Here is a 13,209-nt window from a genome sequence, read left to right as displayed (position 1 = left end):
CTCAGTCCGACTCGTAGTCGGTGGTGTTGTCGTCCTGGGTCTGCGGTTGCGGGTTCTGGCCGTCGCCGCCTCCGGACATAGACGCGGTGCCGGTCGTCTTCGACGTGCCGTGCTTGCCCATCTCTACGACGCGGCCTGCGGTGTCGGTGTAGCGGGCGGTCTGCGAGAGCGGGTCGAGCGTCACCGCCGCGTACGGTGGCGGTCCGACCGGGAGCCGGTCGGTGACCAGCCGCATCACCCACGGAGCGTCGGGTCCAAGCGTCGCCATACGAGATCCCTTCCCCGGTACCGAAAGCGGCCAGTCGGTCAGCCGCCGCTTCTAGCAGAATCGGTGCCCGCCAGATGCCCTGATCAGTACCGCAGAGGTCGCGAACCACCAGGCGCTCAGGAATTCGCGGCCGTGCGCCCGACGACGATCGCGGCCTGAGAGCATCGGGCTCATGGGCAAGCACCGTCGACCCGGACCGCCGAACCAGCCGTCGCGCGCCATCCCGCGCGCCGACGCCGACAACCCGCTGGCGCCGTACGACAAGCGGCGCCGTCCACCGATGGACATCTACCGGCGCCACCGGCCCGCGCACGGCGGTGCCGGTCATCTCCGGCCCCAGGAACCACGCGTCCTGGAGGAGTGGGACGACTTCACCTATCAAGTCGTCGGCACCGCCCCGGACCTCGCGGCAGCACAGGAGTGGGTGAACGGACTCCAGAGTTGAGCCGCCGACCTCGATCTCCCTGCGGAACAAGGCGTTTCGGACTGTGCCCAGGACTACCGTAGGCAGGCATGACGGGCGACAACCACATCTCCGGCGGCGAGCAGCGCGACGTCATCCAGGCGCAGTCGATCGGATCCGTCACGTTCGGCGGGGAACGGGCGGGGGCGTCGCGGCAGCGGTACTTGCAGGACCCCGACCGCTGGCCGGTCGCCGGGGACTGGGATGCCCTGACCGCTGGGGCGCATCGGGCGCGGCCCGGGGAGGACGGCAGCAAGTTGCCGCCGTACGTCGCGCGGGACGTCGACGGGGAGTTGCGGGAGCGGGTCCGGGAGGCGGCCGAGGAGGGCGGCCTCGTGCTGGTCGTGGGCGACTCCACGGCCGGGAAGACGCGGGCGGCGTTCGAGGCGGTTCGGGAACTCCTGCCGGAGTATCGGGTGTTGGCGCCCCCGGCGGGGGCGAAGCTGCGGCCTGCTCCGGAGGTGCTGGAGGGCTGCCCGCACCTGCGGTGTGTGGTGTGGCTGGACGACCTGGAGCAGTACCTCGGGCCGGAGGGGCTTGAGCCGGAGGTGCTTGCGGAGTTCGTGCGGCTACGGGTGCCGGTCGTGGCGACGATGCGGTTGAAGCCGTACGAGACGTTCAGTGCGGTCGGCGACGACGGCGCCGATGCTGAGGGAGCCGCGCAGAGTTGGACCGGGCTCGGGGCGCGCGTGTTGCGGATGGCGGAGGTCGTGGATCTGGACCGGCTGTGGAGTGAGGGTGAGCTGTCCCGTGCCGAGGACTGCGACGACTCACGGATCGCAGATGCTGTTATGCACCACGGGATTTACGGGATCGCCGAGTACATGGCCGCCGGGCCGGTGCTGTTGCGGGAGTGGCAGCGTGCACGACGGGCGTGCGGCCACGCGCGTGGGGCGGCGCTCGTGACGGCGGCCGTTGATCTGTACAGGTCCGGGTTGAGGGGGCCGTACTCGCGAGGACTGCTGGTGGAGGTGCACGAGCGGTGCCTGGCGGACGCGGGCGGTTCGGTGCTACGGCCGGAGGGGCTTGAAGAGGCGTTCGCGTGGGCTTCGCGGGTGCGGCTGGGGGTGACGAGTCCGCTGGTGCCGGTGGGTGAGGGGTGGTGGTCGGCGTTCGACTATCTCGTGGACGGGGCGGAGTCGGAGGTGCCGGACTGGGTACGGGAGACGGCGCTGGCGCAGGCGGCCAACGATGACGAGCGCGCCACTGTCGCGACGAGCGCGTACCGGGGCGGCGCGCTCCACGTCGCGGAGGAAGGCGTACGGCCGCTGGCCGACAAGGGCGACAGGCGAGCCATGTACAACCTCGGGGTCCTGCTGGGCAAGTCCGGCCGCACCGAGGAAGCCGAAGCCCTCTACCGCCAAGCCCACGGTCTGGGCCACCGCAGCGCCACGAACAACCTCGCCGTACTCCTGAAAAGGACCGGCCGCACCGACGAAGCCGAAACCCTCTACCGCCACGCCCACGGCAAAGGCAATCTCATCGCCACGAACAATCTCGCCACACTGCTGCACCGGTCCGGCCGCGCCGACGAAGCCGAAACCCTCTACCGCCACGCCCACGACAGAGGCCTCCTCTCCGCCACGTACAACCTCGCCATCTTGCTGGCCGAGACCGGTCGCCTCGAAGAGGCGGAGAGCTTCTACCGCCACGCCCACGGCAACGGCTTCCTCACCGCCGCGAACAACCTCGCCACACTGCTGGCCAAGTCCGGGCGTACCGAGGAAGCCGAAGTCCTCTTCCGCCAGGCCCACGGCCTGGGCCACCACCACGCCACGAACAACCTCGCCGTACTCCTGACCCAGACCGGCCGCCCCCAAGAAGCCGAAGCCATCCGCCGCGAAGCCAGCCCCGAAAACCCCCCGGAGTAACGGCTTGTGCCCAGTCGGGGAGCATCACCCCTCACCGGCTCTCCCCTCACTCCACTTCCCCGACGACCCCCAAGGCCACCCCCGCGACCCGCTCCCTCCACGACACCCCGTGCGCAGCCCACACCTGCCCGGTGACGCCCGCGTCCGCCTCAGCCCGCTCCACCCGGCAGCGCCCGCATTCCCGTTCCTCGCCCACCCGCCGGAACACGTGCTCGTCCCCGGGGCCCTCGCACGTCACGAGCACCCCAACCCCAGCTCGGGGCGCCATCTCCGCCACAGCCGGAAGCTTCCGCTCCAGCCGATGCCGTACGAAGCCGACAGCCGACCGCACGCCCTCCACGGGTAACCCGGCCGTCAGCACCACCCGCAACTCCGCCGCCGAAACACCCCTCCGTAGCCACTCCGCCGCCGCGTCCGCGAGGCCCCGGGCCTCCCGCACCCCCAACAGCAGCTCCCGACTGGCGTGCCGCAGCGACAGCAACACCCGCTCCGCCTCCGCGACTTCCGGCTCGGACGACGGCGACGACCCGTCCGGCTCAGCGGTCGGCTCCCCTTCGGGTGGGAGGTGGGAAGGATCTTCCCCCACGTTCTTGTCCGGGTAAGAGCCACCGACTTCCCGACCCCTCGGCCGACCGACCGTCCGTCGCTGCGTACTCGGAGGCACGGACGGCACGGGCGACGCCAACGGCTCCGGCTGCTCCGGCTGCTCCGGGCAACCCCCCTCCCGAACCACCCCCGCCCCCTCACGCGTGAGAGTGACGTTCGCCAGCAACTGGTCCGTGATCCAGCGCCCCCGCTCCCCCTGCCAACGCCACTCGTGCAAATAGCCGCCGTCGGCGAGGAGTTGCTTGGCCCGCTGGTAGGCCCGTCCCGTGATCCCGAGGCGAGCCGCGTGCTCGCTCAGCGACCTGGCCGACGCGTCCGCGTCCGGGAGCCCCTGCACGTACAGGAGCAGGATCTTCGCGTCGCTGTTCAGGTACGGATGCCGTACGACGTCGTGCGAAGCCTTCGTGTAGCGCCGCGAGGGCGCGATAGCATGCCTGAGCATCCCGATGGACTCCATGATCCAGTCGGTGGTGAAGGTCCTCGGGTGGTGTTGCTAGCACCTCCGAGGACCGCTCCATGCGCGCTACTGCACAGAGCGTGATGACGCGGTCACCGTACCGTAGCCAACACCCGCTCCACCATTTGTTGCAGCAACTCCCCCTCCACGAACGGCGCTTCCCACGTCGGCAGCGAGCGCCAGTCAAGTGGCCAGGTGTTGCCGTCCAGGGCGGGTACGCCGACGAAGGCGACGCCCCGGCCGTCGCGGCCAAGGACCCGGGCCCCACCGCGCCAGACGTGCAGCGCCGCCGTGCCCGCGCGCAGCACGAAGTACATGTTCCGGGCGCCCGCCGCCTCGCGGATGATCGGGCCCGCCTTGAAGTCGGTGAACTGGATCAATTCGTACGCGACTTGGTCGCCCAGCGCGCCGGGGATCCGGATCGCGTCGAAGTGGATTCCGGTGTGGCGCAGGGCGTGGCCGTGGGCCGGGATCCAGGGGTGGACGAGGGTGGGGGGATTTTCCAGGTTCATGGAGCAAATGCTTACGGCTGCTCACATACTGTGACCAGGGCCTGGTAGAGGCTGTGCTCTGCTGTGCACCCGAGGAGGTCGCTGTGCACTCCGGTGAACGAGGTTCGGGGAACCTCAAGATGTTCGGCGCGTTGCTGCGCTTCTTCCGGGAGCGGGCCGGGATGACCCAGGACGGCCTCGGGGCGTACGTGAAGTACTCCAAGTCGCAAGTGGCCATGGTGGAGCGGGGAGAGCGGCCGCCGAAGGGACAGTTCGTGGAGATCGCGGACGATGTCCTGGGTGCACAAGGTGCACTTTTGGCTGCCGCCAAGGAGCTGAAGGTCGAACGGTTCCCCTCATGGTTCGAGGAGTACGCGGCCGAGGAGTCTCAAGCCACGGCGATCCACATGTACGCGACCCACGTAATTCCAGGGCTGCTCCAGAGCGAGGTATACGCAAGGGCGATCTTCAACTGTCAGTGCTGCCCGCCGAGGGAGGACGAGCAGGTGGAAGCGCGCTTGGCTGCCCGGTTGGAGCGCCAGCGAGTCTTACGACGCAAGCCCGCGCCGGTCGTGAGTTTCGTACTGGAAGAGGCCACGCTCTCCCGACCGCTCGGCGGCCCCAAGGCGCTCAAGGAGCAGCTGCACCACATGCTTGACGTCAGCCGCTTGTGCAACGTCGAGTTGCAGGTGATGCCGCACGCTCGCCAGACCCATGCAGGGTTGAGCGGTCCCATGATTCTGCTGGAGACCATCGAGCACCGCCAACTCGCCTACCTGGAAGGACAGGGCCACGGCTTCTTCGTGGCCGAACAACCAGACGTGAGTCACCTGTTCGGCAAATATGGGATTCTGCGGGCTCAGGCTATGACGCCTGACGAGTCCGCAGATCACATCGAACAGGTGGCACGCGAGCTATGAGCGCTGACCTGCAGTGGTTCAGGAGCACCTACAGCAGCGAACAGGGCGGCGAGTGCGTGGAGGTGGCCAGAGCAATTGCCACGATCCACATACGCGACTCCAAGAACCCAACCGGTCCGATCCTCCACCTCCACCCCGCCACCTGGACCGCCTTCCTCACCGCACACTCACCTTTGGGTACCCGTACATAGCCGATCGGCTGACGCCAGGCCCAGGGGCCAGCCATAGCGTCGAAGCATGACGTCCGACACCGCTGCCGAGACCGCCGCCGACGAGGCGACCCGTCCCGTGGCCCCCCGCCCGACAGGGGTCCGCGCAACCGAGCGAGCCCTGGCACCAGACCTGGCCCGGGGCCTGATGCTGTTGTTCATCGCGATGTCGAACACGGCGTTCCACCTGTGGAACGCGGAGCACGGGCCGTCCGGGTGGCAGCCGGTGAACGGCGGCTGGCTGGACCACACGGTGCAGTTCGCGATGATCGTGGGCCTGGACCTCCGGATCTATCCGCTGTTCGCGTTCCTGTTCGGGTACGGAATGATGCAGCTGTATCTGCGCCAGACGGCGAGCGGCACGTCGGAGCGGAAGGCGGCCGCGCTGCTGCGCAAGCGGAGCCTGTGGATGATGGTCATAGGGCTGACGCACGCGGGCTTGCTGATGGCGGGCGACATCGTCGGGTTCTACGGGCTGCTGAGCCTGGGCCTCGGCTGGGTGTTCCTGCGGCGCGGGGACCGGGCGCTGAAGTGGTGGATCTGGCTATCCGTGACGGTGACCGTCGCGGCGGCGCTGCAGCCGGTCGTGACGGCGGCGTTCCAGGGCGAATTGGGCTCGCTGGGGGACGCGGGGGCCGACGCGGGCAGCGAGGCGTACGGGGCGGGCGAGGAGAGCTGGCTCGCGGCGGCGGGCACGCGCATGACGACCGCCTTCTACCTGGTGGGCCTGGCCGCACCACTCGTGTTCGTGACCGGCGGTGGCTTCATCTTCCTGGTGGGCTTCTGGGCGGCTCGGCGCCGGATCCTGGAGGAGCCAGGCAAGCACCTGAAGCTGCTGCGGGGCACGGCGGTGATCGGGATCGCGGTCGGCTGGCTGGGTGGACTTCCCTCGGCCCTGGCGCACGTGGGCGCGCTGGACGTACCGCCGGACGCGGAGAGCGAGACGGGCGCGCTGACGGCGCTGCGGGACGTCACGGGCAGCGCGGCCGGTCTGGGCTATGTGGCGGTGGTGGCCCTGTTCGTGCACTGGTGGACGCGGCGGCAGGAGCGGCAGCGGGGAGCGAAGCCGGGCCCGGCGACAGCGGCGGCGACGGCTGCGGCGGACACAGCGGCTGCGGCGGACACGAAGGCGACGGCCACGGCTGCGACGGTCACCTCCACCCCGGTCGCCACCGCCATCACAGCGATCTCCGCCGTCGGCAAGCGCTCCCTCTCCTGCTACCTCACCCACTCCCTCCTCTTCGCCCCGATCCTCGCCGCCTGGGGCCTCGGCCTCGGCGAGCACCTGACCAGCGCGACCATGGCGCTCTTCGCCTTCGGGGTGTGGCTGGTGACGGTCGCGGGGGCGTACGCCCTGGAGATACGGGGGAAGCGCGGCCCCGCGGAGACCCTGCTGCGGCGCCTGATGTACGGGAAACGGACGTGAGCGTTCCCGCCCATCTCCGCTTATCATCTGGCTGGATTTGATCTTTTGGCGGCTATTCCGGGCAACCGGACCTCCGGTTCGCCCGGTCCGCCATGGGAAGTGGGGGGACCACATGCGCCGCAGAGCGCTCACCGCGGCCGCCGTCTGCGCGGCCGCCCTCGTCGGAACGACAGGACTGGCATCCGCCGCCCCGGCCGCACCGACGGCAGACGTACAGAAGAAGCAGAGCCAGCAGGCCAAGCCGGAGCGGCAGGCCACGCAGGGGGGCGACAAGGCCGACTTCAACGGCGACGGTTACCAGGACCTCGCCATCGGCGCCCACACCGCCACCGTCGGCGACATCAAGCGCGCGGGCGTCGTCACCGTGGCGTACGGCTCGGCGACGGGCCTGAAGTACGAGACGGCGGGCATTCTCAGCCAGGCCACGCCGGGCGTCCCGGGCGAGCCGGTCGCGGACGCGAAGTGGCGCGAGGTCAGCGCCGCGGGCGACCTGGACGGCGACGGGTACGACGACCTGGTCGTGCACTGGCTCCAGAAGAACATGGTGCTGTGGGGGAGCAAGGACGGCATCACCGGCGAGGGCACCGAACTGCCGCCCGGCAACTACACCTCGGCCTCGCCGAAGCTGCTCGGCGGCGGCATGGGCGTGGGTGACGTCAACGGCGACGGCGTCGACGACTTCGTGAGCCGCGCGGCCGACGGCCGTTCCTACGGCGTCACGGCCCTGCTCGGCCCGCTGAACCGCACCACGGGCAAGCCCGCCGGGGTGTGGCACCGCGCCGTGGACAAGGAGGACAAGCTCGTCATCGGCACGGTGTACGTGGGCGACCTCACGGGCGACGGCATCGACGACGTCGTGGCCAGCGGCGGCGTCGTCCTCGGCAGCGGCAAACCGGGCGGGTTCGTACTGAAGGGCTCCGCCGACGGCTGGGTCAAGGGCAGCGAGTTCGGCGGCCCGTACCGGCGCGAGGACTCCATGCCCTCCGCGTTCGGCGACCTGAACAAGGACGGCTACCAGGACCTGGTCACCGGCTACGCCGGCCAGAACAAGGTCTATGTGACGTACGGCGGCAAGGACGGCGTCAGCACCACCCTGAAGTCCCGCGAGTACACGCAGGCCAGCGCGGGCGTCCCCGGCGTCGAGGAGGCGGGCGACAAGTTCGGCTCGTCGCTCGCCATCGGCGACACCGACCGCGACGGCTACGGAGACCTGATCATCGGCGCCTCGTACGAGACCGGCTCCGACCCCGCCGCCACGGGCTCGGGCGCCATCACGGTGCTGCGCGGCGGCGCCGACGGGATCACCACGACGGGCGCCGCGTCGTTCACGCAGAACTCCCGTGGCATACCGAGCACTTCGGAGAAGGACGACCACTTCGGCGCCTCGGTGGCCGTGGTCGGCTCGGGCACCGACGGCGCCACGGAGCTGTACGTCGGCGGCAACGGCGAGGACGGCTTCAAGGGCCGCGTCTGGAAGCTCGCCACCGGCGCGACCGGTGTCACCGGCGAGGGCGCCACCAGCTTCCACCTCGGCACGGTCGGCGGCCCCGCGACCGGCGGCAACTTCGGCTACCGGATGGCGGGCTGACCATGACCAGCAGATCCAGCAGAAGCGACAGATCCAGCGGGGGCGGCAGCGTCACCAAGGTCGGCGGCACGGCCACCTCGGCCCTCCTGGGCGGCGCCCTCATCTCCGCCCTCGCCCTGGGCGCCGCCGCACCGGGCGCCCAGGCGGCCACGCCCACCGCACCCACCACCACCGCCACCAAGGCGCCCACGCCAGCGAACGCGCCCACGTCGGCGAACGCCGTCCCGGCCGGACCCGGCCCCTGGGCCGCGCCCAAGGAACTCCCCGGTGTCACCGGCGTCGTCGACCTGAAGGCGACCTCGGGCGGCACGGTCGCCGGGCTGTTCACGCAGGACGGCAAGACCGTCCTCGCGGTGCGGCCCGCGGGCAGCACCACATGGGGCACCGCCGTCGCCGCGCCGGGCGGCGCCACGCTCCAGCGCACCGACGACGGCGCGGTCTCGCTGCTGTCGTGGACCGACGCGGGCGAGGGCGGCAGCCGCACCCTGAAGCTGTCCCGGCTCGCCGCCGACGGCAAGGACTTCGGGCCCGCCGAGGACGTCACCACCGGCACGCTCGCCCGCGACTGGGCGCACGCGCGCACGCAGTTGACCACGTTCGCCACCAACGCCAAGGGCCACCAGGCCGTCGCGTGGATGGACGCCGAGCACCGCCTGACGGTCGTCGACCGCACCGGCCCGGACGGCGAGTGGTCCGCGCCGAAGACGCTCGACCAGCTCCCCGACCCGATCGTCCGCGAGGACAACGTCTACAACTACGTCCTGTGGGACCTGCGCGTCGCCGTCGACCCCACGGGCACCGTCGGCGTGATCTGGGGCGGCAACAGCTACTACACCGGCGACGGCGTCGACCCGGACCCGTCGGCGTACAAGTGGCACTACAAGTTCCTGGAGAAGCCCGCGGCCGACGGCTCCTCCTGGAGCGCGCCGCGCGACCTGCCGCAGCTCGGCGAGAAGCCGAAGAAGGTCGCGTTCGCCGCCCACCCGAAGGGCGGGTTCCACCTGCTCGCGGGCGGCGACTACGCCCGCAAGACGGCCGGGGCGGCCGAGTGGGGCACGGTCGAGCAGACCGGGGTGGGGGCACGGGCGTACGCGCCCGCCGAACTGCTCACCACCCCCGACGGCGACGTCACCGCGGTCGGCTTCATCGGCAAGGACACCCCGGGCGTCGCCACCCGCCCTGCCGACAAGGGGAGTTGGGGCGCGACCCGCAAGCTCGCCCCGTACGTCGACGCCGACTCGCTGGGCGCCGCGGCCACGGCCGACGGCACGGCCGTCGTCACGTACACCCAGCGGCGTTTCGAGCTCGGCCGCACGGTCCGCAGGGACTTCGTCGCGCAGACCGTCAAGGACGGCGACCTGTCCAAGCCGCGCACGCTCAGCGCGCAGACGAAGGACAGCACGAGCACGGGCTCCGTGGCCGTCGACGACAAGGGCCGCCCGGTCGCGGTGTGGGCGCAGCAGACCGCCGACGGCAAGCGCGCCGCGTACACGGCGACCACGGGCACCCGCGCCGAGCCGAAGTGGCACGACTACGCCGACGACTCCCGAGGGGACGTCGTGGGCCTGTCGCTCAGCGACTCGATGAAGCTGTACACGGGTGACACCACCAACCCCACGGAGACGTTCTACGCCTCCCCGTGGGACGACAAGGCGCGCGTCGTGCCGTTCGGCGACGCCGACGGGGACCGCTGCAACGACCTGATCGTGCGGCTGCCCGACGGCGAGGCCCGCCTCTACACCCCGGTGTGCGGCGGCCTGCCCACGCCGGACTCGCCGTACAAGCGCCTCGCCCGGGACTGGAGCAAGTACGACACGCTCCTCGCGAGCGGCGACCAGACCGGCGACGGCCGCCCGGACCTGCTGGTTCGCGACAAGGCCACCGGGGACGTGTACCTGTACGCCCACGACGGCACGGACGGCGCGGGCGCCTTCAAGCCCCGGGTGAAGATCCGTTCCGCCTGGACCGGCTACACCCGCGTCATCGGCGCGGGCGACCTCAACGGCGACGGCATCGGCGACGTCCTCGCCCGCGACAAGTCCGGCGAGCTGTGGCGCTACGACGGCCTGCGCACCGGCAAGCTCAAGGACCGCGTCCGCGTCTTCAAGGACTGGGGCGCCTCGTACAAGGACGTCATCGGCGCAGGTGACGTCAACGGCGACGGCAAGCACGACCTGCTGGCGCGCGACACGAGCGGCCGCCTGTGGCTCAACGCGGGCAAGGGGAACGGGACGTTCGGCAACCGGGTCGCGTTCGGCGAGGCGCAGTACTGGAAGCAGTGGGCCTCTCTGGGCTAGCCCGTTTCGTGACGGTCCCCGCCCTGAGGCATGACGCGGCCGGGGCCGTCCTCCCACCCCCCGTGGCGGGAGGACGGCCCCGGCCGCTTCCGGTGGCCGCCCCCGCTTCCGGTGGCCGTCCCTGCTTCCGGTGGCCGTCCCTGCTTCCGGTGGCCGCCCGGTCAGTACAGCTTGTTGACGGCCGTGCTCGTGGTCTTCTTGAAGGCGGTCACGGGCGCGTCCCCGAAGTCGCCCATCTGTCCCCACTGCACGACGGTGACGGTCCTGCCGTCCCGCCCGACCGACAACAGAGCGACGTCGGTGGCGCCCCCGGACGACTCGGTGTGCAGGCCGCGGACGCGGGCGCCCTCCTCGACCGGCAGCTTGCCGTAGTCCCGGCCCTTGGCCTTGACGTCGGGCGAGCCCTGCTCGATGCGGTCGGCGCAGGTGCGGATCAGGTCGTCGTAGTGCTTCGCCAGGGCCTTGGCGTGGGCGGCCGTGTCCGCCACGACGGTCAACTGCACGGCGTTGGTGTCCAGGTCGGTGCGGAACTCCCGGTGCCGGTAGTCGTAGGAGGGCACGCCCTCCGTGCTCACGCAGACGCCGAGCCCCTCCGGGAACCCGTCCTTGACCGGCCCGGCGGTCCACGACGACGTCGGGTGCGGCGGCAGCTGGGACGCCGACAGGAACTTGGGCGCGGCGGCCTTCGGCGCGGCGCCGGCGGCCGGTGCGGTGAGGACCGCGCCCGCCGCGAGGGCGACGACGGCGAGTGCGGAGCAAGCGCCCGTTCGGATGCGCATGGACATGGGTGTTCCCCCGAGGGTGAGTGCGTGGACGTGGATGCCGCGACGAGGTCGACCGGTCGGCGCGGGCCTGATCGGTACGGGCCTGATCGGTACGGGCCTGATCGGTACGGCACCAAGAGCATCAGCGGTCACGGCGGCCGAGCGCAACAACCTGCGGCCGATCGGGCACGGTGGAACCATCCCAGCCCGTCTGACGTGCAGGTACATGGGTGCCTGGGATGCCGTCCCGGGCCGGGTGGGGGTCGTACGAGGACGGGGGACCCGTGTCGGCACAGGACGACGACGGCGGCGGCGACGGCATCGACAAGGTGGCGGAGTTCGCGGCGCTGCTGCGGGCGCTGAAGGAGCGCACGGACCGGAGCTACGGCTCGCTGGCCCGCCGCCTGGGCATGAACACCTCGACGCTGCACCGCTACTGCGCGGGCGACGCGGTGCCGCTCGACTTCGCCCCCGTGGAACGCTTCGCGGCCCTGTGCGGGGCGTCCGCGGAGCAACGCCTGGAACTCCACCGCCGTTGGCTCCTGGCCGTGGCAGCCCGCCGTCGGCCTCGTACGGCGGGAGCGGCGGAGAGCGCGCCCGACGCCACGGCGGCACGAGCCGTGAACGAAGCGGCGGACGAAGCGGACACGGAAGTGGAGGGCACCGCCGAACCGGAGGCGGAGCCGAAGGCCGACGGCGCCCCGGTCACCACGCCGGACGCGGAGCCGAAGGCCGAAGGCGGCCCGGTCACCAGGCCGGACGCGGAGCCGAAGGCCGACGGCGGCCCGGTCACCACGCCGGACGCGGAGCCGAAGCCCACCGGCAGCCCGGTCGTCGAAACGGCCCCCACGCCCGGACCGTCCGAACCGCCCGGCGCGCCCTCGCCCTCGCCCCCGCGCCGCCCCTGGTACCGCCGCAGACGTCTCGTGGTCGGGCTGGCCTCAGCCTGTGCCGTACTCGCGACGCTCGGGGCCTTCTCCGTACTGCCGGACGCGCGGCGGGCTTCCGCCGACGGTCCTGACCGGGCCGCCGGTACGACGGAGGCCGCGGCGCCGGAGCGACGGGGCGCCTCACCCGGCCCGAGCGGCACCGCCCCCGCCACCGAGCGGCCTTCCGACTCCGGCGACCCGGAGAACTCGAAGGCCCCGAAGAACTCGAAGAAGAAGCCGGGCACCTCGCGCCCGCCCGGCGCGACATCCGCCCCGCCCCGCGGCCAACAGCCTGCCGGACAGCCGCTCACCTGGACCGTCAACTCCCAGGCCTGGATGCTCGGCTGCGATCACGACTACGTCGTCACCAAGCCGCCGAGCCAGGTCCCCCCTCCCCCCGTCCCGCAGGACGCGGCGCCCTGGGCGGCGACACAGGGCGCGGTGCACGGCGGCGAGACGCTCGTCCAACTGTCGGTGCAGGGCCGCAGCGACACGGCCGTCGTACTGGAGGCGCTGCGCGTGCGCGTGGTCGGCCGTACGACGCCGGTCGAGGGCAACGTGTACGCCATGGACCAGGGATGCGGCGGCGCGGTCACCCCCCGGTCCTTCGCCGTGGACCTGGACAAGGACCGTCCCATCGCCCGCGCGGTCCCCGGGAGCGACTCCGGCACGCCGATCCCGGCCGTGCGCATGCCCTACCGCGTCTCGGCGAAGGACCCCGAGGTGTTGCTGGTCACGGCCACGACCAGCTCGTGCGACTGCCGCTGGTACCTGGAGCTGGACTGGTCCTCCCAGGGCCGCAAGGGCACCGTGCGCATCGACGACGACGGCCGCCCGTTCCGCACCAGCGCCATCGAGGGCCTGCCCCGGTACATGTACAACACCGCGGGGCGCCGGTGGGGGGCCATCAGCTGAGGAGG

The 13,209-nt window shown here is 71.5% G+C and carries 12 protein-coding genes; 8 read left to right on the top strand and 4 right to left on the bottom strand.

The features are described 5' to 3' along the window. Position 1: 1 nt before the first annotated feature. The gene (locus tag ACFVHO_RS18135; RefSeq protein ID WP_385715081.1) at positions 2-268 is read right to left on the bottom strand and encodes a putative ATP-grasp-modified RiPP; all 267 of its coding nucleotides are present in this window, start codon (positions 266-268) and stop codon (positions 2-4) included. Between the two features lie 172 nt (positions 269-440). On the opposite strand from ACFVHO_RS18135, the gene ACFVHO_RS18130 reads away from it, so the two are divergent. Together ACFVHO_RS18130 and ACFVHO_RS18125 are read left to right on the top strand one after the other, a co-directional pair. Next, positions 441-713 (top strand): DUF6087 family protein, encoded by a 273-nt coding sequence (locus tag ACFVHO_RS18130; protein ID WP_385715078.1) that lies wholly within the window; start codon positions 441-443, stop codon positions 711-713. Between the two features lie 68 nt (positions 714-781). After that, positions 782-2,602, top strand: coding sequence for a tetratricopeptide repeat protein (locus ACFVHO_RS18125; RefSeq protein WP_385715076.1), 1,821 nt, complete (start codon positions 782-784; stop codon positions 2,600-2,602). Between the two features lie 46 nt (positions 2,603-2,648). On the opposite strand, the gene ACFVHO_RS18120 is transcribed toward ACFVHO_RS18125, so the two are convergent. Together ACFVHO_RS18120 and ACFVHO_RS18115 are read right to left on the bottom strand one after the other, a co-directional pair. After that, on the bottom strand, positions 2,649-3,650 hold the full coding sequence (locus tag ACFVHO_RS18120) for a hypothetical protein (protein WP_385715073.1): 1,002 nt from the start codon (positions 3,648-3,650) through the stop codon (positions 2,649-2,651). A 107-nt stretch (positions 3,651-3,757) separates the two neighbouring features. Next, entirely contained in the window at positions 3,758-4,177 is a 420-nt protein-coding gene (locus ACFVHO_RS18115; protein WP_385715070.1) for a hypothetical protein, read from the bottom strand. A gap of 83 nt (positions 4,178-4,260) precedes the next feature. On the opposite strand from ACFVHO_RS18115, the gene ACFVHO_RS18110 reads away from it, so the two are divergent. From ACFVHO_RS18110 to ACFVHO_RS18090, 5 genes are all read left to right on the top strand, one after another. Continuing rightward, a complete protein-coding gene (locus ACFVHO_RS18110) occupies positions 4,261-5,076 on the top strand; it encodes a helix-turn-helix domain-containing protein (RefSeq protein WP_385715068.1) in 816 nt (271 codons plus the stop codon). After that, positions 5,073-5,267 (top strand): DUF397 domain-containing protein, encoded by a 195-nt coding sequence (locus tag ACFVHO_RS18105; RefSeq protein ID WP_385715066.1) that lies wholly within the window; start codon positions 5,073-5,075, stop codon positions 5,265-5,267. The genes ACFVHO_RS18110 and ACFVHO_RS18105 overlap by 4 nt, the downstream gene beginning before the upstream one ends. 46 nt (positions 5,268-5,313) lie before the next feature. Beyond that, complete coding sequence (locus tag ACFVHO_RS18100; RefSeq protein WP_385715063.1) at positions 5,314-6,711, top strand: DUF418 domain-containing protein; 1,398 nt, start codon at positions 5,314-5,316, stop codon at positions 6,709-6,711. Positions 6,712-6,823: 112 nt separating this feature from the next. Next, the gene (locus ACFVHO_RS18095) at positions 6,824-8,299 is read left to right on the top strand and encodes an FG-GAP repeat protein (protein WP_385715061.1); all 1,476 of its coding nucleotides are present in this window, start codon (positions 6,824-6,826) and stop codon (positions 8,297-8,299) included. Positions 8,300-8,301: 2 nt separating this feature from the next. Next, positions 8,302-10,596: an FG-GAP repeat domain-containing protein gene (locus ACFVHO_RS18090; protein WP_385715059.1), complete on the top strand. Its 2,295-nt coding sequence runs from the start codon at positions 8,302-8,304 to the stop codon at positions 10,594-10,596. Positions 10,597-10,757: 161 nt separating this feature from the next. Here ACFVHO_RS18090 and ACFVHO_RS18085 read toward each other — a convergent pair whose 3' ends face one another. Beyond that, entirely contained in the window at positions 10,758-11,381 is a 624-nt protein-coding gene (locus tag ACFVHO_RS18085; RefSeq protein ID WP_385715056.1) for a hypothetical protein, read from the bottom strand. Between the two features lie 218 nt (positions 11,382-11,599). On the opposite strand from ACFVHO_RS18085, the gene ACFVHO_RS18080 reads away from it, so the two are divergent. Further along, positions 11,600-13,204 (top strand): helix-turn-helix domain-containing protein, encoded by a 1,605-nt coding sequence (locus ACFVHO_RS18080; RefSeq protein WP_385715159.1) that lies wholly within the window; start codon positions 11,600-11,602, stop codon positions 13,202-13,204. Positions 13,205-13,209: the final 5 nt, after the last annotated feature.

Source organism: Streptomyces sp. NPDC127108, assembly GCF_042677545.1.
Classification (GTDB): domain Bacteria; phylum Actinomycetota; class Actinomycetes; order Streptomycetales; family Streptomycetaceae; genus Streptomyces.
Note: the sequence above shows the minus strand (reverse complement) of the source record. Positions and strands in the feature narration are given on the sequence as shown.

Bases quoted from the DNA above. Each gene is read 5' to 3' on its own strand.
- ACFVHO_RS18135 (WP_385715081.1), bottom strand. From the start codon at position 268: ATGGCGACGCTTGGACCCGACGCTCCGTGGGTGATGCGGCTGGTCACC.
- ACFVHO_RS18130 (WP_385715078.1), top strand. From the start codon at position 441: ATGGGCAAGCACCGTCGACCCGGACCGCCGAACCAGCCGTCGCGCGCC.
- ACFVHO_RS18125 (WP_385715076.1), top strand. From the start codon at position 782: ATGACGGGCGACAACCACATCTCCGGCGGCGAGCAGCGCGACGTCATC.
- ACFVHO_RS18120 (WP_385715073.1), bottom strand. From the start codon at position 3,650: ATGCTCAGGCATGCTATCGCGCCCTCGCGGCGCTACACGAAGGCTTCG.
- ACFVHO_RS18115 (WP_385715070.1), bottom strand. From the start codon at position 4,177: ATGAACCTGGAAAATCCCCCCACCCTCGTCCACCCCTGGATCCCGGCC.
- ACFVHO_RS18105 (WP_385715066.1), top strand. From the start codon at position 5,073: ATGAGCGCTGACCTGCAGTGGTTCAGGAGCACCTACAGCAGCGAACAG.
- ACFVHO_RS18100 (WP_385715063.1), top strand. From the start codon at position 5,314: ATGACGTCCGACACCGCTGCCGAGACCGCCGCCGACGAGGCGACCCGT.
- ACFVHO_RS18095 (WP_385715061.1), top strand. From the start codon at position 6,824: ATGCGCCGCAGAGCGCTCACCGCGGCCGCCGTCTGCGCGGCCGCCCTC.
- ACFVHO_RS18090 (WP_385715059.1), top strand. From the start codon at position 8,302: ATGACCAGCAGATCCAGCAGAAGCGACAGATCCAGCGGGGGCGGCAGC.
- ACFVHO_RS18085 (WP_385715056.1), bottom strand. From the start codon at position 11,381: ATGTCCATGCGCATCCGAACGGGCGCTTGCTCCGCACTCGCCGTCGTC.
- ACFVHO_RS18080 (WP_385715159.1), top strand. From the start codon at position 11,600: ATGCCGTCCCGGGCCGGGTGGGGGTCGTACGAGGACGGGGGACCCGTG.